Origin of the sequence: Modicisalibacter sp. 'Wilcox', from assembly GCF_010993675.1 — a bacterium.
Classification (GTDB): Bacteria; Pseudomonadota; Gammaproteobacteria; order Pseudomonadales; family Halomonadaceae; genus Modicisalibacter; species Modicisalibacter tunisiensis.
This window is the reverse complement of record NZ_WNXF01000005.1, coordinates 208,185-231,082: the sequence shown is the minus strand read 5'-3', so window position 1 is coordinate 231,082 and position 22,898 is coordinate 208,185. Positions and strand designations below refer to the sequence as shown.

The 22,898-nt window shown below is 68.9% G+C and carries 18 protein-coding genes; 15 read left to right on the top strand and 3 right to left on the bottom strand.

Annotation, left to right across the window (positions count from 1 at the left end; all coding sequences use genetic code 11):
• The first annotated feature begins 99 nt into the window (after positions 1-99).
• From G7A98_RS07030 to G7A98_RS06975, 12 genes are all read left to right on the top strand, one after another.
• Entirely contained in the window at positions 100-2,271 is a 2,172-nt protein-coding gene (locus G7A98_RS07030; RefSeq protein ID WP_163648849.1) for a PAS domain-containing methyl-accepting chemotaxis protein, read from the top strand.
• 58 nt (positions 2,272-2,329) lie between these two features.
• Complete coding sequence (locus tag G7A98_RS07025; protein ID WP_163648847.1) at positions 2,330-4,516, top strand: methyl-accepting chemotaxis protein; 2,187 nt, start codon at positions 2,330-2,332, stop codon at positions 4,514-4,516.
• Between the two features lie 77 nt (positions 4,517-4,593).
• Positions 4,594-5,418, top strand: a complete 825-nt coding sequence (locus G7A98_RS07020) for a CheR family methyltransferase (protein WP_240464693.1) — start codon at positions 4,594-4,596, stop codon at positions 5,416-5,418.
• 63 nt (positions 5,419-5,481) lie between these two features.
• Positions 5,482-6,546, top strand: a complete 1,065-nt coding sequence (locus G7A98_RS07015) for a chemotaxis response regulator protein-glutamate methylesterase (RefSeq protein ID WP_163648844.1) — start codon at positions 5,482-5,484, stop codon at positions 6,544-6,546.
• Between the two features lie 79 nt (positions 6,547-6,625).
• On the top strand, positions 6,626-7,015 hold the full coding sequence (cheY, locus tag G7A98_RS07010) for a chemotaxis response regulator CheY (RefSeq protein ID WP_163648842.1): 390 nt from the start codon (positions 6,626-6,628) through the stop codon (positions 7,013-7,015).
• A 25-nt stretch (positions 7,016-7,040) separates the two neighbouring features.
• Positions 7,041-7,703 (top strand): protein phosphatase CheZ, encoded by a 663-nt coding sequence (gene cheZ / locus G7A98_RS07005; RefSeq protein ID WP_163648840.1) that lies wholly within the window; start codon positions 7,041-7,043, stop codon positions 7,701-7,703.
• Between the two features lie 161 nt (positions 7,704-7,864).
• The gene (flhB, locus tag G7A98_RS07000) at positions 7,865-9,025 is read left to right on the top strand and encodes a flagellar biosynthesis protein FlhB (RefSeq protein ID WP_163648837.1); all 1,161 of its coding nucleotides are present in this window, start codon (positions 7,865-7,867) and stop codon (positions 9,023-9,025) included.
• The gene (gene flhA / locus G7A98_RS06995; protein WP_163648835.1) at positions 9,022-11,103 is read left to right on the top strand and encodes a flagellar biosynthesis protein FlhA; all 2,082 of its coding nucleotides are present in this window, start codon (positions 9,022-9,024) and stop codon (positions 11,101-11,103) included. Before flhB ends, flhA begins: the two co-directional genes overlap by 4 nt.
• Positions 11,103-13,487: a flagellar biosynthesis protein FlhF gene (gene flhF / locus G7A98_RS06990; protein ID WP_163648834.1), complete on the top strand. Its 2,385-nt coding sequence runs from the start codon at positions 11,103-11,105 to the stop codon at positions 13,485-13,487. The genes flhA and flhF overlap by 1 nt, the downstream gene beginning before the upstream one ends.
• On the top strand, positions 13,484-14,110 hold the full coding sequence (locus G7A98_RS06985) for a hypothetical protein (RefSeq protein ID WP_163648832.1): 627 nt from the start codon (positions 13,484-13,486) through the stop codon (positions 14,108-14,110). The genes flhF and G7A98_RS06985 overlap by 4 nt, the downstream gene beginning before the upstream one ends.
• Positions 14,107-14,535, top strand: a complete 429-nt coding sequence (locus G7A98_RS06980; RefSeq protein WP_205596233.1) for a flagellar protein FlhE — start codon at positions 14,107-14,109, stop codon at positions 14,533-14,535. The genes G7A98_RS06985 and G7A98_RS06980 overlap by 4 nt, the downstream gene beginning before the upstream one ends.
• Positions 14,536-14,644: 109 nt before the next feature.
• A complete protein-coding gene (locus G7A98_RS06975; protein WP_163648831.1) occupies positions 14,645-15,361 on the top strand; it encodes an RNA polymerase sigma factor FliA in 717 nt (238 codons plus the stop codon).
• Positions 15,362-15,409: 48 nt separating this feature from the next.
• Here the strand turns inward: G7A98_RS06975 and G7A98_RS06970 are convergent, their stop codons facing one another.
• The 3 genes from G7A98_RS06970 to G7A98_RS06960 are packed head-to-tail and all read right to left on the bottom strand — an operon-like array spanning position 15,410 to position 19,037.
• Entirely contained in the window at positions 15,410-16,060 is a 651-nt protein-coding gene (locus tag G7A98_RS06970; RefSeq protein WP_163648829.1) for an ABC-type transport auxiliary lipoprotein family protein, read from the bottom strand.
• Positions 16,061-16,081: 21 nt separating this feature from the next.
• The gene (pqiB, locus tag G7A98_RS06965; RefSeq protein WP_163648827.1) at positions 16,082-17,728 is read right to left on the bottom strand and encodes an intermembrane transport protein PqiB; all 1,647 of its coding nucleotides are present in this window, start codon (positions 17,726-17,728) and stop codon (positions 16,082-16,084) included.
• On the bottom strand, positions 17,721-19,037 hold the full coding sequence (locus tag G7A98_RS06960; protein ID WP_240464694.1) for a paraquat-inducible protein A: 1,317 nt from the start codon (positions 19,035-19,037) through the stop codon (positions 17,721-17,723). Before G7A98_RS06960 ends, pqiB begins: the two co-directional genes overlap by 8 nt.
• Positions 19,038-19,208: 171 nt before the next feature.
• On the opposite strand from G7A98_RS06960, the gene G7A98_RS06955 reads away from it, so the two are divergent.
• The 3 genes from G7A98_RS06955 (at position 19,209) to cydB (ending at position 22,897) form a co-directional block, all read left to right on the top strand.
• Positions 19,209-20,183, top strand: coding sequence for a calcium/sodium antiporter (locus G7A98_RS06955; protein WP_163648823.1), 975 nt, complete (start codon positions 19,209-19,211; stop codon positions 20,181-20,183).
• Between the two features lie 296 nt (positions 20,184-20,479).
• Complete coding sequence (locus tag G7A98_RS06950; RefSeq protein WP_163648822.1) at positions 20,480-21,892, top strand: cytochrome ubiquinol oxidase subunit I; 1,413 nt, start codon at positions 20,480-20,482, stop codon at positions 21,890-21,892.
• Between the two features lie 3 nt (positions 21,893-21,895).
• The gene (gene cydB, locus G7A98_RS06945) at positions 21,896-22,897 is read left to right on the top strand and encodes a cytochrome d ubiquinol oxidase subunit II (protein WP_163648820.1); all 1,002 of its coding nucleotides are present in this window, start codon (positions 21,896-21,898) and stop codon (positions 22,895-22,897) included.
• The last annotated feature ends 1 nt before the right edge of the window (position 22,898 follow it).

The window sequence follows — 22,898 nt, the reverse complement described above, 5'->3', positions numbered from 1 at the left end:
GACACGGCGTCGCCGACATAACGACAAACTCACAACGATAAAGGCCGGCAATTCTCGACAGTGCCGGCCGCCCAGTACAGCCAGCGGGGAACACCCATCATGCGAGACAACCAGCCCGTCACCCAGCGCGAGCGCCTGCTCGATGACGACCACTACCTGATCACGCGCACCGATCTCAAGGGCCGCATCACCTACGCCAACCAGGCCTTCATCGAGGTCAGCGGCTACGAGCGTGACGAACTGATCGGAGCGCCGCACAGCATCGTGCGCCATCCGGACATGCCGGAGGCCGCGTTTGCCAATCTGTGGGAGACCATCCAGGAGGGGCATTCCTGGCGCGGGCTGGTCAAGAATCGCTGCAAGAACGGCGATCATTACTGGGTGGACGCCAGCGTCACGCCGATTCTCGAGGACGACAAGCTGCTGGGCTATGCCTCGGTGCGGGTCAAGGCTCCGGCCGAGGAGTGCGAGCGTGCCGAGCGCGTCTATGCGGCCCTGCGCGATGGCCGGCTGCGGCGTTACACCCTGCAGCAGGGGCGCATCGTGCGCCGCGGCCTGCTGGGACGGCTACGGCGCATCCGCCTGCGTTCCCTGCAGGGGCGCCTGGTCGGCATGGTGCTCCTGTCGTTTGTGCTGCTGGGCGCCGGTGGCGGGCTGGGGCTCTACGGCCTCGATGCCGCCGGGGAGCGAACCCAGGCACTCCAGCGCGACGGGCTGGAAGACGTGGCGCGACTGCAGCAGATCGGCCAGCTGACCACCCGCGGTTCGCAGCTGCTCTCGAACAACGACCGCATGACCCTGATGGATCAGCGCTTCGAGTTCGCCAAGCGTCTCGAGACGATCATCCAGCGGGTCGAGACGGTCTGGAAGAACTACAGCGAGCGCGGCGTCAACCAGACGCCCAAGGCCCAGGCCTTCGGCCGCCAGCTCGAGACCTTCCTCGAGAACGATCTGGGCAAGATCGCCACCGCCTTCTCGGGCAAGGACGCCTTCGATGCCTTCGTCGCCCTGCGGGACTCGCTGGAGACGCTGCAGAAGGATGGCGATGCGCTGGGGGAAAGCATCAATGGGCTGATCGAGGCCAAGCAGGCCGCGGCCCGTGAAATGGCCGGCCAGGCCCAGGCGCAGCGGGATCGGATGATGATCATCCAGGCCGCCCTGCTGGGAACCGGGCTGGTGCTGCTGATCGTGATGGGCGTGCTGAGCATGCGGGCGGTGCGCCGGCCGATCCGCGAGTCCAAGCAGTTCACCCTGCAGATCGCCTCGGGCAACCTCGGGGCGACCCTGCCCAGCCGGCGCAAGGACGAGATCGGCGAACTGGTGACGGCGCTCGACGTGATGCGCAAGAGCCTGGGCAGCATCGTGCGCGACGTCGATCGCAGCGTCGCGGTGGTGCGGCCGGCCTCGCGGGACATCGCCGCGGGCAACGAGGACCTGTCGTCGCGCACCGAGCAGCAGGCCTCGTCGCTGGAGGAGACCGCCTCGAGCATGGAGGAGATGACCGCCACGGTGAAGCAGAACGCCGCCAACGCCCGCGAGGCCAGCGGGCTGGCCGGCGACGCGGCGACCACGGTGCGCGAGAGCGGCGAGGTGATGGGCCAGGTGGTGGACACCATGGGCCGGATCACCGACAGCTCGCGCAAGGTCTCCGAGATCATCGGGGTGATCGACTCGATCGCCTTCCAGACCAACATCCTGGCGCTGAACGCCTCGGTGGAGGCGGCGCGGGCCGGCGAGCAGGGGCGCGGCTTCGCGGTGGTGGCCGGCGAGGTGCGCAACCTGGCCAGCCGCAGTGCCGAGGCGGCCAAGGAGATCCGCGCGCTGATCGACGGGTCCGCCCAGGAGATCGACGGCGGCGCCGAGCTGGTCAAGCGCGCCGAGCGCTCGATCGAGGGCGTGGTCAGCTCGGTGCTCAAGGTCAACGACATCATGGGCGAGATCGCCTCGGCCTCGGACGAGCAGACCCGGGGGATCGAGCAGATCAACCAGGCGGTGGCGCAGATGGACGAGGTCACCCAGCAGAATGCCGAGCGCGTGCAGACCTCGGCGCGCGCCGCCCGCGAGCTCGACGAGCAAGTGATGCGCCTGGCCGAGGCGATCGGCGTGCTGCGCCTGAGCGGCAGCGGACAGGAGCAGGTCGATCGCGAGACCCGCTTCCGCGCCGCGCGGGCCCGCAAGCAGGGCGAGGCGGCGGCCCCGGCGCTGGGGCGCCCCGAGCCGGTCTCGCGGCCGGTGGTTCAGCACGACGATAACGAATGGGAGACGTTCTAGCGGCGGCGCCTGAAGCGACGCCCCGGAATGCCTCCGAACCAGCAGGAACTAGGACGACATGCGAGACAATCAGCCCGTTACACAGCGTGAATACCGGCTCGACGACGAGCACTACCTGATTTCGCGAACCGATCTCAAGGGACGGATCACCTATGCCAATCCGGCCTTCGTCGAGGTCAGCGGCTTTTCGCGCGACGAGCTGATCGGCGCACCGCACAGCATCGTGCGTCATCCGGACATGCCCGAAGCCGCCTTCGCCAACATGTGGGAAACCATCGAGGCCGGCGAGTCCTGGCACGGGCTGGTCAAGAACCGGCGCAAGAACGGCGACCACTACTGGGTGGACGCCAGTGCCACGCCGATCATCGAAAACGGTGAACTGCTGGGATACGCCTCGGTGCGGGTCAAGGCCGACCCGGCGGCCTGCGAGCAGGCCGAGCGGGTCTATGCCGACATCCGGGCCGGCAGGCCCAGCGGCTTCCGCCTCGACCGGGGGCGGCTGGTGCGCAGCGGACTGCGCGGTCGTCTGCGGCGCCTGCGGTTGCGTTCCCTGCAGGGGCGCATGGCCTCGATGATCGTGCTGGCGCTGCTGCTGCTGGGCACGGCCAGCGGGATGGGGCTCTACGCGCTGCAGGCCACGTCCGATCGGCTGCATGCCGTCAACAGCAATGGCCTCAAGGATGTCGCCCGCCTGCAGCGCATCGACCAGCTGGTGAACCAGGGACGCGAGCTGGTGGCCGACCCGGTCAGCAACCCGATGTCGGGCGACATGGAGGTGGTCACGGCCAAGGTCGAGACGCTGACGGGCAGCCTGCAGGACCTGTGGGGCGAGTTCATGGCGCGGGACGTCAACCACTCCGAAACGGCGGCCGCCTTCGGCAAGGCGCTCGAGGCCTACCGCACCGAGGGCCTGGAGACCATCACCAGCAGCCTCAACAACGGCGACTTCTACCAGGCCTACACCGCCTTCAACGATACCCTGGTGCCCATGGGGCAGCGCCTGGGCAAGATGCTCAACACGCTGGTCGAGGCCAAGCAGCGCCAGGCGGAAACCATGGTGGCCGCTGCCGAGGCCGAAAAGCACCGCATGTTCCTGCTCCAGGTGGCGCTGGTACTGGTGGGGCTGGTGCTGCTGATCGTGATGGGCGTGCTGAGCATGCGCGCGATCCGCCGACCGATCCGCGAGTCCAAGCAGTTCACCCTGCAGATCTCGTCGGGCAACCTGGGCGCGACCCTGCCCAGCCGACGCAACGACGAGATCGGCGAGCTGATGGCGATGCTCGACGCCATGCGCAAGAGCCTGGGCAGCATCGTGCGGGACGTCGATCGCAGCGTCGCGGTGGTGCGCCCGGCCTCGCGGGACATCGCCGCGGGCAACGAGGACCTGTCGTCACGCACCGAGCAGCAGGCCTCGTCGCTGGAGGAGACCGCCTCGAGCATGGAGGAGATGACCGCCACGGTGAAGCAGAACGCCGCCAACGCCCGCGAGGCCAGCGGCCTGGCCGGCGATGCGGCGGGCACGGTGCGCGAGAGCGGCGAGGTGATGGGCCAGGTGGTGGACACCATGGGCCGGATCACCGACAGCTCGCGCAAGGTCTCGGAGATCATCGGGGTGATCGACTCGATCGCCTTCCAGACCAACATCCTGGCGCTGAACGCCTCGGTGGAGGCGGCGCGGGCCGGCGAGCAGGGGCGCGGCTTCGCGGTGGTGGCCGGCGAGGTGCGCAACCTGGCCAGCCGCAGTGCCGAGGCGGCCAAGGAGATCCGCGCGCTGATCGACGGGTCCGCCCAGGAGATCGACGGCGGCGCCGAACTGGTCAAGCGCGCCGAGCGCTCAATCGAGGGCGTGGTCAGCTCGGTGCTCAAGGTCAACGACATCATGGGCGAGATCGCCTCGGCCTCGGACGAGCAGACCCGCGGGATCGAGCAGATCAACCAGGCGGTGGCGCAGATGGACGAGGTCACCCAGCAGAATGCCGAGCGCGTGCAGACCTCGGCGCGCGCCGCCCGCGAGCTCGACGAGCAGGTGATGCACCTGGCCGAGGCGATCGGCGTGCTGCGCCTGAGCGGCAGCGGCCGGGAGCAGGTCGATCGCGAGACCCGCTTCCGTGCCGCGCGGGCCCGCAAGCAGGGCGGGGCGGCGGCCCCGGCGCTGGGCCACGAGCCGGCCGACACGTCGTCGCGTCAGGCACCTCGCCAGCCGGCGCGCAGTACCACGGCGGACACCGAATGGGAGGCCTTTTGATCCCCCCGGCAGGGTCCGGCGATCCGGCGGGCGGTACCGCGCGGGCATCGGCGCCGGGTCTGGAGCGGGACCTGATCATGACCGATGCCGACTTCAACCGGGTGCGTCAGCTGATCTATCAGCGGGCCGGCATCGTGCTGGCCGAGCACAAGCGGGAAATGGTCTACAGCCGTCTGGCACGTCGTCTGCGGCTGCATCGGCTGACGCGCTTCACCGACTACCTGGCGCGCCTGGAGCGCCAGCCGGAGGCCCGCGAGTGGGAGGCCTTCACCAATGCCCTGACCACCAACCTCACGGCCTTCTTCCGCGAGGCGCACCATTTCCCGCTGCTGGCCAGCCACGTCCAGTCGCGCGGCGGGCCGGTTCGCGTGTGGTGCGCGGCGGCGTCGACCGGTGAAGAACCGTACTCGATCGCCATGACGCTCAGCGAGACCCTGGGGGCGCATGCCCGCGAGGCTCGGGTGCTGGCCACGGACATCGACACCGACGCCCTGACGCGAGCGCGCGAGGCGGTCTACCCGCTGGAGCAGGTGCTCAAGCTGCCCGACGAGCGCCGCAAGCGCTTCTTCCTGCGGGGTGGCGGCGCCCGTGCCGGGCTGGCGCGAATCCGCCCCGAACTGATGTCGATGGTGGAGTTTCGCCCGCTCAACCTGCTGGCGCCGTCATGGCCGATCGAAGGGCCCTTCGATGCGATCTTCTGTCGCAACGTGATGATCTACTTCGACAAGGAGACGCAGGCGCGCATCCTCGACCGGTTCGTGCCGCTGCTCAAGCCGGACGGTCTGCTCTTCGCCGGCCATTCGGAAAACTTTTCCTACATCAGCCAGGCATTCCGCCTGCGCGGCCAGACGGTCTACGAGCTGGCCGATTCCGCCTCAAGTCGTGCGGCGAGCCGCCGATAAGAAGACTCAGTACCCGGTGGCTGCCTCAGGGCGCGGCCGGGCAATGGTATAGGAGACCATCTCTTGAGTGCCCCGAAGATCAAGGTGTTGTGCGTCGACGACTCGGCGTTGATTCGTGACCTGATGACGGAAATCATCAACTCGCACGATGACATGGAAGTGGTGGCGACGGCACCCGATCCGCTGGTGGCACGAGACCTGATCAAGCGCACCAATCCCGATGTCCTGACCCTCGACGTGGAGATGCCGCGCATGGACGGCATCGACTTCCTCGAGCGGCTGATGCGGCTGCGACCCATGCCCGTGCTGATGGTGTCGTCGCTCACCCAGGCCGGCTCGGAGGTGACGCTGAAGGCGCTGGAGCTGGGGGCGGTGGACTTCATCGCCAAGCCGCAGCTGGGCATTCGCAGCGGCATGCTCGAGTACAGCGAGATGATCGCCGACAAGCTGCGGGCCGCCGCCCGCTCGCGGCCGCGGGCCGCTCCCCGGCGCGACGCGCCGCGTGCCACGCCGACCGTCCGGGCGCCGCTGATCTCGAGCGAGAAGCTGATCATCATCGGCGCCTCGACGGGGGGGACGGAGGCCATCCGCCAGGTTCTGGAGCCGCTGCCCGCCAACTCGCCGGCGATCCTGATCACCCAGCACATGCCGGGCGGCTTCACCCGCTCCTTCGCGGAGCGGCTCGACCGGCTGTGCCGCATTCAGGTCAAGGAGGCCGAGGAGGGCGAGCGCGTGCTGCCCGGCCATGCCTACATCGCGCCCGGCGACCGCCACCTCAAGCTGGCGCGCAGCGGGGCCAACTACGTGGTCAGGCTCGACGACGGCGAGCCGGTCAACCGCCATCGCCCCTCGGTGGATGTGCTGTTTCACTCCGCCGCGGTCAACGCCGGCCGCAACGCGGTGGGCGCGCTGCTGACCGGCATGGGGCGCGACGGGGCCGCGGGGCTGCTCGAGATGCGCCAGGCGGGCGCCCACACCCTGGCCCAGAGCGAGGAAACCTGCGTGGTCTACGGCATGCCGCGGGAAGCCGTGGCGCTGGGGGCGGCCGTCGATGTGATCGACCTCGACCAGGTGGCCTCGCGCATCATGCAATTGGTCGCCGCGTCCGGGCGCGCCCAGCGTGTCTGAATACCCATGATGCCGGCCGCACGCGGCCGGCGAGTCTGTTGAATCCCCTGAACACATCGATTGATAACGAGGAACGACGATGGCCGACAAGAACATGAGCATCCTGGTGGTCGATGACTTTCCCACCATGCGCCGCATCGTGCGCAGCTTGCTCAAGGAACTGGGCTACAACAACGTCGAGGAAGCCGAGGACGGTCAGGATGCGCTGGGCAAGCTGCGTGGCGGCGGCTTCGAGTTCGTCGTGTCCGACTGGAACATGCCGAATCTCGATGGCCTGGAAATGCTCAAGCAGATCCGCGCCGATGACGCCCTGAAATCCCTGCCGGTGCTGATGGTGACCGCCGAGGCCAAGAAGGAAAACATCATTGCCGCGGCCCAGGCCGGTGCCAACGGCTATGTCGTCAAGCCCTTCACGGCCGCGACCCTGGAAGAGAAGCTCAACAAGATCTTCGAAAAACTCGGCAAGTGAGTGCCGTAGCGAGGGAGGGTTAGCCATGAGTGCTGAAGCGCAGCACACCGGAACACAGGCCAGCGACGACCTGATCCAGCGCATTGGCCAGTTGACCCGCATGCTGCGTGACAGCATGCGGGAGCTGGGCCTGGACAAGGAGATCGAGAAGGCCGCGGAGGCGATCCCGGATGCCCGGGACCGGCTCAGTTACGTCGCCTCGATGACCGAGCAGGCCGCCGAGCGGGCGCTCAATGCCATCGACCGCGCCCAGCCCCTGCAGGAGTCGCTGGAGGAGCGGGCGCGATCACTCGATGCCCGCTGGGCCGACTGGTTTGCCGAGCCCAAGGAGCTCGACGAGGCCAAGGCGCTGGTACAGGACACCCGGGCCTACCTGGGCGACGTGCCGACGCAGACCAAGGCCACCAACGCCGAGCTGTTCGAGATCATGATGGCCCAGGACTTTCAGGACCTGACCGGCCAGGTGATCAAGCGGATGATGGACATGATCCGCGAGATCGAGAACCAGCTGGTGCAGGTGCTGCTGGACAACGTTCCCGACAGCCAGGATCGCCAGGAGCTGCGCCGCTCGATGGAGAACGAGCGCGAGGCGTCGCTGCTCAACGGTCCGCAGGTCAAGCCGGAGGGCGAGGACGTGGTCAGCAGCCAGGACCAGGTCGACGATCTGCTGGATTCGCTGGGCTTCTGAGCGCGACAGGCGCCTTGCGGCGCCGTCTGCACGACACTCCCGCCAGCGCGGCAATCGAGGATTAGCGCTCGATTCGTCGCGCTTTTTGCGTGTTCGTCCGCCGGGTCGGCCACGCAGAATAAGCCACGATTCCGCAAGGGCCAGGATGTGGCACAGAGGCGATGGCCGAGGACAGCAGCGACGAGGACAAGACAGAAGACCCGACGCCACGCCGCCTCGAGAAGGCGCGTGAAGAAGGGCAGATCGCTCGTTCGCGGGAGCTGACCACCTTCCTGATGCTGATGGCCGGGGTGGGCGGTCTGTGGAGCCTGGGCGCGCAGCTCTACGACCAGCTCGGCCTGATGATGGAGCAGGCCTTTCTCTTCGATCGCGGCATCGCCTTCGACACCACGCGCATGCTGGCCAAGCTGTGGACGCTGGGCGAACACAGCCTGGTGGCCGTGCTGCCGCTGTTCCTGCTGCTTACCGTGGTGGCTGCCGTGGCTCCGGCCCTGCTGGGCGGCTGGGTGCTGTCGGGCAAGTCGCTCAAGCCGCAGCCCTCCAAGCTCAACCCGCTCAAGGGCATCAAGCGCCTGGTCTCGTCGCAGATCGTCGCCGAACTGGCCAAGGCGATCGCCAAGTCGCTGCTCACCGGCAGCGTGGCCGGGGTCTTCGTGTGGTTCAAGCGCGACGAGCTGCTGGGACTGATGAGTCAGCCGCTCGAGCAGGCCCTGGCCCATGCCATGCGGCTGGCGGCGGTGTGCTGCGCGCTGATCGTGCTCTCGCTGGTGGTGGTGATCCTCATCGACGTGCCCTATCAGCTGTGGAGTCACAACAAGAAGCTGCGCATGACCAAGGACGAGATCAAGAAGGAACACAAGGAGTCGGAGGGCGATCCGCAGATCAAGGGGCGGATCCGCCAGCAGCAGCAGGCCATGGCGCGCGGGCGCATGATGAGCAAGGTGCCCGAGGCCGACGTGATCGTCACCAACCCGACCCATTACGCCGTGGCGCTGAGTTACCGCGATGGCGAGATGGGCGCACCGCGGGTGATCGCCAAGGGGGCGGACGCCGTGGCGGCACGGATTCGCGAGATCGGCGACGAGCACCAGGTGCCCCGGCTCGAGGCGCCGCCGCTGGCGCGGGCCCTGTATCGTCACGTCGACCTGGATCAGGAGATCCCGGTCGACCTCTACACGGCGGTCGCCGAGGTCATGGCCTGGGCCTTCCGCCTGCATCAGGTACGTCGCGATGGCGGCGAGGTACCCGAGCCGCCCGGCAACCTGCCGATACCGGCCGCCCTGGATGACGATGCCGCATCGTCCCGCGAGGAGACGCCATGAATCTGATGGATACGCTGGGCCGCCAGAACTGGCTCGGCGATGCCCGAATGAAGCTGCTGGCCGGGCCTCTGCTGATCATCATGATCCTGTCGATGATGATCCTGCCGCTGCCGCCGTTCGCGCTCGACATGTTCTTCACCTTCAACATCGCCATGTCGGTGATGGTGCTGCTGGTCAGCATGTTCACCCAGAAGCCGCTGGACTTCGCGGCGTTTCCCGCGGTGCTGCTGTTCACCACCTTGCTGCGGCTCTCGCTCAACGTGGCCTCGACCCGCGTGGTGCTGATGAACGGCGACGCGGGCGGCGACGCGGCCGGCAAGGTGATCGAGGCGTTCGGCGAATTCCTGATCGGCGGCAACTTCGCCGTCGGCCTGGTGGTATTCCTGATCCTGGTGATCATCAACTTCATGGTCATCACCAAGGGGGCGGGGCGCATCGCCGAGGTGGGCGCGCGCTTCACCCTGGACTCCATGCCCGGCAAGCAGATGGCCATCGACGCCGACCTCAACGCCGGCCTGATCGGTGAGGAGGACGCCAAGCAGCGTCGCGCCGAGGTCGCCCAGGAAGCCGACTTCTACGGGTCGATGGACGGGGCCAGCAAGTTCGTGCGCGGCGACGCCGTGGCGGGCCTGATCATCATGGTGGTCAACCTGATCGGCGGGCTGCTGATCGGCGTGATCCAGCACGACATGGCGGTGGCCGACGCCGCGCGCACCTATGCGCTGCTGACCATCGGCGACGGCCTGGTGGCGCAGATTCCGGCGCTGGTGATTTCCACCGCCGCCGGTGTCACCGTCTCGCGGGTCAACACCGAGCAGGATGTCGGCCAGCAGATGATCTCGCAGCTGTTCGCCAATCCGCAGGTGCTGGTGCTGGCCGCCTGCGTGATGGGGCTGCTGGGGCTGGTGCCGGGCATGCCCAACCTGGTCTTCCTGCTGTTCAGTACCCTGCTGGGGTCGCTGGCCTGGTGGATGATCCGCCAGCGCGACGACAAGCTGGCCGAGCAGGCCACCCAGGAGGCGCCGCCGCCGTCGCCCGAGGTGCCCGAGGCCAGCTGGGACGACGTCCAGCTGGTGGACACCCTGGGGCTGGAAGTCGGCCATCGCCTGATTCCGCTGGTCGATCACCGTCAGGACGGCGAGCTGCTGGGGCGCATCAAGAGCGTGCGCAAGAAGTTCGCCCAGGAGGTCGGCTTCCTGCCCCCCGTGGTGCATATCCGCGACAATCTCGAACTGGGTCCCAACACCTACGTGCTGACCCTGAAGGGCGTGGAGATCGGTCGCGCCGAGGCGCATCCCGGCAAGTGGCTGGCCATCGATCCCGGCCAGGTCTCGGGCCAGCTGGAGGGCACGCCGACCCAGGACCCGGCCTTCGGCCTGCCCGCCGTGTGGATCGACGCCGGCCAGCGCGAGCACGCCCAGGTCTACGGCTACACGGTGGTCGACGCCAGCACGGTGGTGGCGACGCATCTCAATCACCTGCTGCACCGCCACGCCGGCGACATGCTGGGCCGCCAGGAGACCCAGCAGCTGCTCGACAAGCTGGGCGAGGAGAGCAAGTCGCTGGTCGAGGATGTGGTGCCCAAGCTGGTGTCGCTGACCACCCTGCAGCGCCTGCTGCAGAACCTGCTCGAGGAGGAGGTGTCGATTCGCGACCTGCGGACCATCCTCGATACCCTGGCCGAGCACGCCTCGCCGCAGAGCGACACCCAGGACCTGACCGCGGTGGTGCGCGTGGCGCTGGGCCGCGCGATCACCCAGCAGTGGTTCCCCGGCCAGGGCGAGCTGCACGTCATCGGCCTGGACGCCAACCTCGAGCAGGTGCTCAGCCAGGCGATGAACGGCGGAGGCGCCATCGAGCCGGGGCTGGCCGACACCCTGATGCAGCAGACCGAAGCGGCGGTGACCCGCCAGGAGGCCCTGGGCGAGCCCACGGTGCTGGTGGTGCCGCACAGCCTGCGGCCGCTGCTGTCGCGCTTCCTGCGCCGCCGGCTGCGTCAGCTGGTGGTGATGTCGCAGGCCGAGATTCCCGATGATCGAACCATCCGCGTCACCGCTCTGGTCGGAGGCCGTCAATAATGAGTGTTCAGCGTTTCGTCGGTGCCAACAGTCGCGAGGCCATGCGCCGGGTGCGGGCCGCACTGGGCGATGACGCCCTGATCCTGGCCAATCGTCGGGTCGCCGAGGGGGTCGAGATCCTGGCGCTGGCCGAGGAGATGGTGCCGCCGGCGGGGCCGGGGTCGGCCGTCGGTGAGGCGCGTCCCGCCGGCGAAGCGCCGGATCGTCCGAGCGGCGCTCATGCCGGGCCGGCCTCCCGTCCTGCCGGCTCGTCGCCCGCGGCTGCGCCGCCGGCGGTTTCCCGTCCGGCACCCTCGGCCCCTGCCGAGCACACGCCGCCCCCGGACACGGCGGCCCCGAGTCCGGGCGACCCGCGTCCGGGCGACCCGCGTCCGGGCGACCCGAATCCGGGCGACCCGTTCGCCGCCTTCAGCGAACGGCTGCTCGGCGAGATGCAGGACCTGCGCGCGCTGCTGGTCGGCCGTCAGGAGGCCGCCGCTCCGGTGGGCACGGCCGAGGACGACAATCGCGTGATGCTCAACCGCCGCCTGCAGGGCGCCGGCTACGGCAATGCCCTGGCCCGGGAGCTGCTCGACGCCCTGCCGCTGGAGCTCGTCCATGCGACGGCGGAGGCGGCCCTGGCCTGGCTGGAGCGGCAGCTGGTCTCGCGGCTGGCCGTGCTGGACGACGAGTCCCGGCTGCTCGACGAGGGCGGCGTCTTCGCGCTGCTGGGGCCCACCGGGGTGGGCAAGACCACCACCACCGCCAAGCTGGCGGCCCGCTACGTGATGCGCCACGGCGCGGGCGGGGTCGCGCTGGTGACCACCGACAGCTACCGCATCGGCGCCCACGAGCAGCTGCGCATCTATGCCCGGCTGATGGGCGCCGAGGTGCATGCGCTGGATGCCGACGCGCCGCTGGACGATCTGCTGGCGCGCCTGGCCGACAAGCGCCTGGTGATCATCGATACCGTGGGCATGAGCCAGCGCGACCGCCGGCTGGTCGATCAGGTGGCCATGCTGGGGCAGGGGGCGCGACCCGTGCGGCGGCTGTTGCTGCTCAATGCGGCGAGTCACGGCGAGACCCTCGAGGAGGTGGTCGAGACCTACCAGCGGGCCTCGTTGGCCGCCGGCGCGCCGCTGTATGGCGCGATTCTCACCAAGGTCGACGAGGCACCGCGGCTGGGGGCGGTACTGGACATCGCCATCCGCCACGACCTGCGGCTGCACTATGTCTCCCAGGGCCAGCAGGTGCCGGAGGATCTGCGCCTGGTCGACCCGCATGGGCTGGTCGGGCAGTCGCTGACCCCCGTCGACGACTCGGCCTTCGTCGGCGAGCCGCTGGCCTGGCAGGCGACCCCCTCGGCGCGGCGCTGGCGAGGACTGTCCCGCAGCCTGCTGGGGCAGGGCCGCTCGCTGGCGGTGGTGATGGCGCAGCTGCGGGCCCGCGTCGGCGGCGTGGCCGCGCTCGACGCCGCCTGGCCGCTGCAGGGGCTGCCGCTGGCGCGGCAACAGGCGCACCTCGACCGGTTGCGGGGCCTGCCCGCGATCGGCGAGGAGGCGGCGGCGGTGATGCTCTGGTCACGCCACGGGCCGATCAAGGGCAGCCAGTGCCGTCTGCCGGCGCTGTGTCTCAATGCCCGGGGGCTGCCGCTGGCGGCGCCCTGGCCGAGCCACTGCCAGCCGGCGGGCGAGGCGGAGAGGCTGGCTGCCGTCGAGACGCGGCTGGGTGTCGATCGTCATTTCCTGCCCCGCTGTCCCTCGGCCGCGGCCCGCCGGCATCTGCTGGATGCCGGCAGCGACTGGCTGGCACTGGCCCAGGCCAATACGCGGGTGATCTTCGAAGGCGAGCGGCTGGCGCTGAAGGCGCTCGCCGAGCAGGCGGGCGTGCATGACACGCTGAACTGTCGGTACCGGGGGCGGGAGGGCCGCCTGGCGACGGGCTGGCTGCCGGTGTCGCTGAGCGATGGAACCCCGCTCCAGGCCTGGTTCGCGGTACTGCGCGACCCGGACACCGGCCGCCGACGCCTGACGCGCTACTGGCTCGCGGCGGACAAGGCCGCGGCCTCGCGCCCGGTGCTGCTGGTCGCGCACCTGGTCGCCGAGGAATGGAGCTCGCTGGCCAGCCGCGCCTGGCAATGGCTGGCGCCGGAGGCCGGCGAGGGTGTCGACACCGAGTTGCGTGCCTGGCTGGCCTCCGCGCTCGCCGCCCTGGCGGTGCGCCTCGATCAGGAAACCGCCGACTGGGCGATGGATGTGCGCGGTCATCTGCTGGCATTGCTGGGCGGCTCGCGCAAGCGCAGCGCCGCCGTCCTGCTCGAGGCCCTGTGGCACCTGCTGGCCGCCCGCGACGCCTTCGTGCTGGCGGCCGGGCCCTTGCTGGGCGGAGGTGACGACGCCTCATGAGTGACGGGGATCAGGCCGCCGGCCTGCGACGCTGGGCCGCCGAGATGGCGCCGGTGCCGGAGGCCGACGACAGCAGCGAGCGGGCAGAGGCGGTGACGCCGGAAACGCAAACGCCTGCCACGGCGGAGGAAACCGGGACGCCGACCTGGATTGTCGAGGCGTTACTGGAGCTGGCAGCGTCCCCCGCCGTGGTGGCCGAGACGGCGCCCGCGCCGCGCCGGCTGCTGCTGGTGCTGGGGCTGCCGGGCGGTGATGAGGCGGACACCCGGCCGGTCAGCGAGGCGCTGGCCCGCTGGCAGGCACAGGGCCAGCAGTGGGTCGGCGAGGCGGACGCCTGGCGCATCGTGCCCACGTCGGTGGACAGTCCGCACCTGCCGACCCTGGTCGGCGAGCAGTCGCGCTGGGCGCTGTGGGTGGGCAATGATGCCGAGGCCTTTCGGCGCACCTACCGCCTGCTGAAACGACTGGCGCAGCGGGGTGGTCCGCGCCGGCTGCTGCTGGTGCATCCGCCGCTGGCCTCGCGGGTCGGACTGCTGGCCAACCTGCAGCAGGCCGCGGCGAGCTTCTTCGGCTTCGAGCTGTGGATCGTGCCCGTTCCCCGGCGTCGGCGACCCGACGCATGAGCCGGGCGCGGCGCTTGTCGGCCGGGCTGCTGGTGGCCGGGCTGCTGCTGATGGCCGGGCCGGCCAGCGGTGCGGGAAGCTGGGTAGGGCGGGCGCCGGGCGTGACGCTGGGCACGCCCGGGCGCGTGGCAACCGCCGAGCCCATCACGCCACCGCCGGGGCTGCGGCCCGGGCGCATCACCACCGTGTCCTGGCGGTTCCGGGTGCCGGCGGGTCTGCCGGGGCTGGATGCCTGGCTGTGCCATCCCCGCCGTTGCCTGGAATTGCCGGCGGCGCGCGGGCGCAGTGAGGCCCTGCGCGGTCTGCCGGCCCGCGAGCCGCTGACCCTGCGCTTTCGCCTGCCGCCCGGCACCCGGCGTGGTGCGGTACCTTTCACCGGACTCCAGGTGATCGTCAACTATCGCGAGACGCAAAACGCTAAATAGCCCGAGACCCGGTCAGGTATTCGCCGCTTGGGGTGTCCGGCGAGAGCGACATAATGCCGGTATCGGTCGCCGCTCGGCGCCGCCACCGGCTGCAGGCTTGGAACCGAAGATGTACACGGCACAGGGTAAAATCGATCAACGGGCCTTGCTGGACCAGTACCTGCCCGTCGTCCGGCGCCAGGCGCTGGCGCTCCAGGTTCGCCTGCCGGCCAGCGTCGATCTGGACGACCTGATTCAGGCCGGCATGGTCGGACTGCTCGATGCCCTGGGGCGCTACAGCGCCGAGCAGGGGGCGAGCCTGGCGACCTATGCCAGCCAGCGGATTCGCGGGGCGATGATCGACGAGCTGCGCAGTCGCGACTGGGTGCCGCGCAGCGTCCGCCGCCATGCCCGCGAGATCGACGAGACCATCCGCCGGCTCGAGCAGCAGCTGGGGCGTCAGGCCGAGGAATGCGAGATCGCCGACGCCCTGGCGCTGGAGGTCGACGAGTATCGCCAGCGACTGGCCGATACCAACGGCGGCCACCTGATGGGGCTCGACGAGATCATCGCCGAGGGCGGTGAACCCGAGGCCGGTGATGGCGCACCGCCGTCACCCTTCGAGGCGCTGGCCGGCTCGCAGCAGCGCGAGCGCCTGGTCGCGGCGATCGAGCAGCTTCCCGAACGCGAGAAGCTGCTGCTCGGCCTGTACTATCAGGAAGAGCTCAACCTCAAGGAGATCGGGGCGGTGCTCGGGGTCAGCGAATCCCGGGTCTGCCAGCTTCACAGTCAGGCGGTGGCCCGTCTGCGCAGCCGCCTCAGGGCCGCCGAGGAGGCCGAGGACTGAGCCGGCTTTCGTGCCTCCCTCTGTTGATGGCCTGTCGAGCCGAGGCGATCAGCCCGTTTCGGCGGCTTCTCCCGTCGTTTCCTTCTCTTCCGTCCCTTTCGTGCCTTCGGGGGCCTGCCACTGGCGCCGGAGCCCTTCCGCGATCTGTTCGGCCACGCTGTTCCAGCTTTTCCCCAGGGCCTTGACCAGCGCCGGGTAGCCGTCCTGCTCCAGCACTTCGCTGGCCTGGAAGGACGACTGTCGGCGAAGCTCGCCCTGCCCGTCACGCAGCTGCCAGAGTCCGCCGGCGATGGCCCGGCCGTCGTAGCGGCCCTGGAACTGCTCGACCTCCACGGACAGGTGCCAGGCCGTGTCGGGGCCGGTGCCTCCGAGCACGCGCGTCCCGGGCAGGGCACGGCTCAGCCGCTGACGCAGCGTCCGCGCCAGCTGCCGGTCGAGCGGTTCCGCCCACTGGTGCCGGCCGGCCGCCTGCAAGCGCAGGGGATCGGTCTGCAGCACGATGCCGGCATCATCCAGGTAGCGGGCGACGCGCACGTCATCGATGACCAGGGTGTGCTCGGCCGGACCCCGCACGGCAGAGGACGTGGTCGTGTCGCCGGCCGGCAGCAGGTAGCGTTCGGTGGCCGGCCCGCCGCCGCTGGCGCAGCCGGCCAGCAGGGCGCCCAGCAGCATCAGGCAAAGCGGCTTGGTGACTTGCATCCCTTCATCTCCCTGTCAAGGTCAGCGCTCGGGGGCCCGCGGGACCGGATCACTCGACGGCTTTCGATCGAAGATCAGCGCATTGGGCTGCTCCTCGAGGGTCTTCGCCAGCGGCTGCAGGTCCCGGACCAGGCGTTCGATGCCCTGCAGGGTGTCGTTGAGCTGGCGATAGGCCGCGGAGTCCGGCGACAGGCCGTCGAGGGTGGTGCGCAGGTTCTCGAGCGTGCGGTTGAGATTGCCGGGGATCTGGCGGGTCGCCGGGTCATCCAGCATGGCGCGCAGTGCCTCGGCGCTGTGCTGGACTTCCTCGAGGGTGGCCTGCGAGGTGGCCAGGGTCTGATCGAGCTTGTCGAGTATCGGTTCCACCTGCAGGGCGTTGAGCTTGTCGAGCAGGTTGGAGACCTTCTGCTCGATCTGCGCGAAGCCGCCGGCGGTGGTGGGGAAGACCGTCTTGCCCTCGAAGGTTTCCGCCTGGTAGTCGCCGCGCAGTTCCTTGTCGAAGTTGAGGTCCACGAACAGCGCGCCGGTGAGCAGGTTGCCGGCCTTGAGCGAGGCGCGCAGCCCGTAGTCGAACATCCGCGTGAAGCGCTCGTGCCAGGCATCGAGGTCGATCGGTGCGTCGCTGCCGGCATTCAGCCGCTGGGGCTCGATGCGGATCAGCACGGGAATGGCGAAGCGCTGGCGGGTGTCGGGCTGCGGCGCGGTGAAGTGCCAGGGCACACTGACCACGGTGCCGACGCGCACGCCGCGGTACTCCACCGGCGAGCCCTTGGAGAGCCCGCGCACGGTGTCGTCGACCAGCATCACGTATTCCAGATAGCGGTTGTAGGTGCCCTGCAGGGCGCTCTCCTCGTCGGGGAAGAGCTGATAGGTGCTGTCCGGCCTGGCCTTGGGGCCGGGAGCGACATCCTCGGGGATGCCGAAGGTCACGCCGCCGCCGACCACCGCCTCGAGGGATTCCACGTTCAGGCTGACCCCTTCGGAATCGAGGCTGACGTTGATGCCCGAGGCCGACCAGAAGCGGGTCGCCTCGGTGATCAGCACGTCATAGGGGGACTCGATGAACAGCCGGTGGTGCATCTCGCGATCCTCGGGGTCGAAGGTGGCGTCTTCCACCCGGCCCACCGTGAAGCCCTGGTAGGTGACCGGGTCGCCGACCCGCAGCGAGCTGCCCAGCTGGCTGATCAGGTTGATGCGGATGCCCTCGGCGCCCGGCGGGGCGACCGGCGGCTGCTCCAGGACCTTGAAATGGTAGCGGGATTCGTCGCTCTGGCCGGGCTGCAGCTGGATGTAGGCCCCCGAGAGCACGGTATTGAGGCCGCTGATGCCCTCGCGCCCGATGCGCGGCTTGACCACCCAGAACTGGGTGCCTGCGTTGAGCATGCGCTCGGCATCCTCGCTCATCCGCGCGGTGACCACCGTGTGGCTCAGGTCGTCCGACAGGCGCACGCTCTCGACGCGGCCGACCTCGACGTTGCGGGTCTTGATCAGCGTCTTGCCGGCCTCGATGCCCTCGGCGTTGGGCATCTCCAGGGTGATCTGCGGCCCACGCCGGCTGACATTGTCGTACACCAGCCACAGGCCGAGCGCCAGCGCGACCAGGGGCACGATCCAGATCGGCGAGATGCGTGACTGGGCATGGCGACGGGCGCGGTGCGCTTCAGGCATGAGAGGCTTCCTTCTCAGGGGGCCGGGGTGCCTGCCACAGCAGGCGCGGATCGAAGCTGATGGCGGCCAGCATGGTCAGCACGACCACGGCGGCGAAGGCCAGGGCGGCGGGCCCGGGGGTGATCGACATCAGGGCGCCGGCGCGGATCAGGGCGACGAGGATCGCCACCACGAAGACGTCGACCATCGACCAGCGACCGATCAGCTCGGTGAGACGATACAGCCGGGTGCGTGTCATGCGAAAGCGCCCGGCGCGATGGCGCAGCGCGTAGCACAGCCAGCCCAGGGCCAGCAGCTTGCCCACCGGGACCAGCACGCTGGCGACGAAGATCACCAGCGCCACGGGGTACGATCCCATCTGCCAGAGCTGCACGACGCCGCCGATGATGGTCGAGGGGTGGGCCTCGCCCAGGTGCGTGGTGATCATGATCGGGTAGAGATTGGCCGGCAGGTACATGAACGATGCAGCGATGATCAGCGCCCAGGTGCGCTGCAGGCTGTGAGGCAGCCGGGCATGCAGGCGCTCCCCGCAACGCTGGCAGCGGCCGCGCCCCTGTTCATCGAGGCGATTGACCAGCCCGCAGGTGGGGCAGCCCGCCAGACCCTGCTCGGCGGCCGTGGCCCCGGTACGGCTGTGGGCCGGAGCCAGCGGCTCGCCGGTCAGCGAGAACCACATCCAATCGCGGTCCAGTGACAGGGTGGTCAGCAGCAACAGCAGCGCGAAGGCGCAGAAGGCCCAGAAAGCGACCCCCAGGCTGATCGCGGCAAGGCTGGCGACCTTGATCAGGCTGACCAGCGCGCCGACGATGAACACGTCAGCCATCATCCACGGGTGCATGTGCACCAGCGAGCGGGCGATGGTGCGGCTCAGGGGCAGGGGGTGTCGGCGCAGCAGGCCGATCTGCAGCCAGATCACGCTGCACAGATACAGCGCCGGCAGCACGGCGATGGTGAGCATGACGGCGATCGCCACCAGCGGCTGATGGAAGTGCACCAGGCTCGCGGCGGTGTCGTAGAGCCCGATGCGGTTGCCGACGCCGCTGATCTCGAAGCTGATGAAGGGAAAGGCCACTGCCACGACGAGCGCCACCAGCGCGGCCATGGCCAGGGCCAGGCTGCGCTGGGCCGGCTGGGCGTGGCGGGTGACCAGGGTGTGACCACAACGCGGGCAGTCGGCCCGCTCGCCCGGACGCAGCGGCGGCAGCGCCACCAGCCAGTCGCACTCGTGGCAGACGCGCAGGCGCCGCCGCGTCCTCGGTGGCGGCGCGAGCGGCAGGCGGGGGGTGGCCGGCGAGGGCGTCCGAGGCATCACCGGCATGCAAGAGGTGCATTGGACATGTGGCTAGTGTAACCCTTTCAAGTCACGGGTCGAACACCGTTTCGTGCCCCCGCGGCTGGCCGCCGCGGTTGATCTTGGGCATCATGCGGCGTGCCGAAGCCGTTTCGGCTTCGATGGATCATGAATCAAGGGAGTCTACACGTGCTATTGGCAATCGCAGCCATTCTCGCCGGTCTCGTGCTGCTGGTCTGGAGCGCCGATCGCTTCATCGACGGTGCGGCGGCCACGGCCGCTCACCTGGGCGTGCCCTCGTTGCTGATCGGTATCCTGATCATCGGTTTCGGCACCTCGGCGCCGGAGATGATGGTCTCGGCGCTGGCGGCGCTGGATGGTAATCCCGGGCTGGCGCTGGGCAACGCCTACGGGTCCAACATTGCCAATATCGGCCTGATTCTGGGGGTGGTGGCCCTGGTCAGCCCCCTGGCCGTGCATTCCCAGGTCATCCGCCAGGAATTGCCGCTGCTGGGCGTGGCCACCCTGATCGCCGGTGCGTTGCTGCTGAACGGCACGATTTCGCGGTGGGATGGCGTGCTGCTGCTGGTCATGCTGGCCGGGGTGATGACACTGAGCGTGGTTCGTGCCCGCCGGCAGGGCCGGGACGCGCTCGGCGCCAACACCCAGGAGAGCATGGCCGAACACCCCATGTCGCTGCGTGCCGGCATTGTCTGGACGCTGGTTGGCCTGCTGCTGTTGATCGTCAGTTCGCGGCTGCTGGTGTGGGGGGCGGTCTACGTGGCCCAGGCCTTCGGTGTCAGCGACCTGATCATCGGCCTCACCATCGTGGCGCTGGGCACCTCGCTGCCGGAACTGGCCTCGTCGATCGCCGCCGTGCGCAAGAACGAGCACGACCTGGTGCTGGGCAATGTGGTGGGCTCCAACCTGTTCAACCTGCTGGCGGTGGTAGGCCTGGCGGCGGTGATCAAGCCGATCGGCGTCGATGCCGAGGTGCTGGTTCGCGACTGGCCGGTGATGGCGGTGCTGACGCTGGCCCTGCTGATCTTCGGTATCGGCGTGCGCGGGCAGGGGCGCATCAATCGGCTCGAGGCGCTCACGCTGCTGCTGGCCTACCTCGGCTACAACGCTTATCTGGTCAACACCCTCGTCACCGCGATCTGAGCGTTTGCGGGGAGCGCTCATTCCCCACGATACCCACCATGGCTCCCGGTCCGGCCGGGAGCCTCATGCGGCAACATGCCCCATCCGGGTGCGGCAACGCGCCCCATTCCATGCCTTAAGGGCATGCCACGGCGGGCGTATGATGATGGTCGAGCTTGCCTGGCTCGCGGGACGGGAGCGTCTACGCTGACAGGCAATGGTGAATCGTGAATGCCTGCGCGACGGCCAAGCGGCCCGAGAGACAACCAGCTTCGCAGCGACGATGATCCAGGCCCTGACTTCATCGAGGTATCGTCATGGAACTAGATCCGATCCTGCTGTCGCGATTGCAATTCGCATTCGTGGTGTCCTTCCACGCCATCTTCCCGGTCTTCACCATCGGGTTGGCCTCCTATCTGGCCCTGCTCTACGGGCTGTTCGTCAAGACCGGCAATCCTGCCTGGGAGCGCCTCGCCGAGTTCTGGACCAAGGTGTTCGCGGTGGTCTTCGGCATGGGGGTGGTCTCGGGCATCGTCATGTCGTTTCAGTTCGGTACCAACTGGAGCAACTTCGCCCAGGCCACGTCGAACTTCCTGGGACCGATGCTCAGCTACGAGGTGATCACCGCGTTCTTCCTCGAGGCCGGTTTCCTCGGCGTGCTGCTGTTCGGTCGTCATCGGGTGTCGCCCAAGGTCCACCTGTTCGCGGCGATCATGGTGGCGATCGGCACGCTGATCTCGGCGTTCTGGATCCTGGCCACCAACAGCTGGATGCAGACCCCGGCCGGCGTCGAGTACCGGGACGGCGTCTTCCATGTCACCTCGTGGCTGGAGGCGATCTTCAACCCGTCGTTCCCGTATCGCCTGGCCCACATGGTCATCGCCTCCTTCCTGACCGGCGGTTTCGTGGTGGCCGGGGTAAGTGCCTGGTACCTGCTGCGCGGTCACGATGTCGAGGCCAACCGCAAGGCGCTGTCGATGTCGCTGTGGCTGCTGCTGATCGCCGCGCCGGTGCAGGCCGTGGTGGGCGACATGCACGGGCTCAACACCCTGGAGCATCAGCCCACCAAGGTGGCGGCCATGGAAGCCAACTGGGAGCGCGAGTCCGGCGTGCCGCTGCTGCTGTTCGCGCTGCCCGACAAGAGCACCCAGAGCAACGACTTCGAGATCGGTATTCCGCATCTGGCGAGCCTGATCCTCACCCACGAATGGAACGGCGAGGTCCCCGGGCTGCGTGAGGCGCCGGCCGACGAGCAGCCACCGGTCTGGATCACCTTCTTCTCGTTCCGCGTCATGGTCGGGCTGGGGCTGCTGATGATCGCCTTCGCCGTGGCCGGTCTGTTGCTGCGTCGCGGCGGGCGCCTGTACACCAGCCGGCCCTTCCTGCAGGGCCTGCGCCTGATGAGCGTGGCGCCGTTCATCGCGGTGCTGGCGGGCTGGTTCGTCACCGAGACGGGGCGTGCCCCCTGGCTGGTCTACGGCATGATGACCCAGGCTGAGGCGGTCACGCCGTCGCTGACCGGCGGCATGGCGCTGTTCACGCTGATCGGCTATGTGGCCGTCTACGCCGTGGTGTTCTATGCCGGCGTCTACTACCTCACCCGGGTGATTCGCCAGGGCATGACCGAGGAGGGCGAGGTCGAGGACGTTGAGCGGGCCATGCGCCCGCTGTCCGCGTCCCACGTGCCCTATGACGACGACTTCCGCGACGGCTACACCACCAGGAGCTGACCCATGGCGACTATCGACTTGTCTCTGATCTGGGCGGTGATCATCGCCTTCAGTGTCATCATGTACGTGCTGATGGACGGCTTCGACCTGGGCGTGGGGATCCTGTTTCCCTTCGCGCCGGATGAGGAGTCGCGCGACGTGATGATGAACTCCGTGGCGCCGATCTGGGACGGCAACGAGACCTGGCTGGTGCTGGGTGGCGCGGGGCTGCTGGGCGCCTTCCCGCTGGTCTACTCGATCCTGCTGCCGGCGCTCTACATCGGGGTGTTCCTGATGCTGGCCGGGCTGATCTTCCGCGGCATCGCCTTCGAGTTTCGCTTCAAGGCGCGGCGCTCGCGGCGCTGGTGGAACGTGGCCTTCGCCGGCGGCTCTGCGGTGGCCAGCTTCGCCCAGGGCGCCGTGGTGGGGACCTACATCCAGGGCTTCGAGACCGCGGACCGGGTGTTCACCGGCGGCGCGCTCGACTGGCTGACGCCGTTTTCGGTGCTGACCGGGCTGGGCATGATGGCCGGCTACGCGCTGCTGGGCGCCGCCTGGATCGCCATGAAGACCGAGGGTCATATCCAGCAATGGGCGCGCGGACTGGTACGCCCGCTGCTGCTGGCGGTGCTGGCCGTCTTCGTCGTGGTGAGCCTGTGGACGCCGTTCATCGATCCCAATGTCTGGGCGCGCTGGTTCGGCCACCTGGAAGTGATCTGGATCCTGCCGGTACTGGCGCTGGGCTGTGCGCTGCTGGTCTGGCGCGGTGCCGCCCGCGGGGGCGAGAAGCTGCCGTTTCTGGCGACCATGGGCATGTTCGTCTTCACCTACCTGGGGCTGCTGGTCAGCCGCTGGCCCTACGTGATCCCGCCCGACTACACGTTGTGGGATGCCGCCTCGGCGCCCGGCTCCCAGCTGTTCCTGCTGGTCGGGATGCTGTTCGTCATCCCCATCATTCTCGGCTACACCGGCTGGGCCTACTGGGTCTTCCGCGGCAAGGTGCGCCCCGGCGAGGGGTATCACTGAA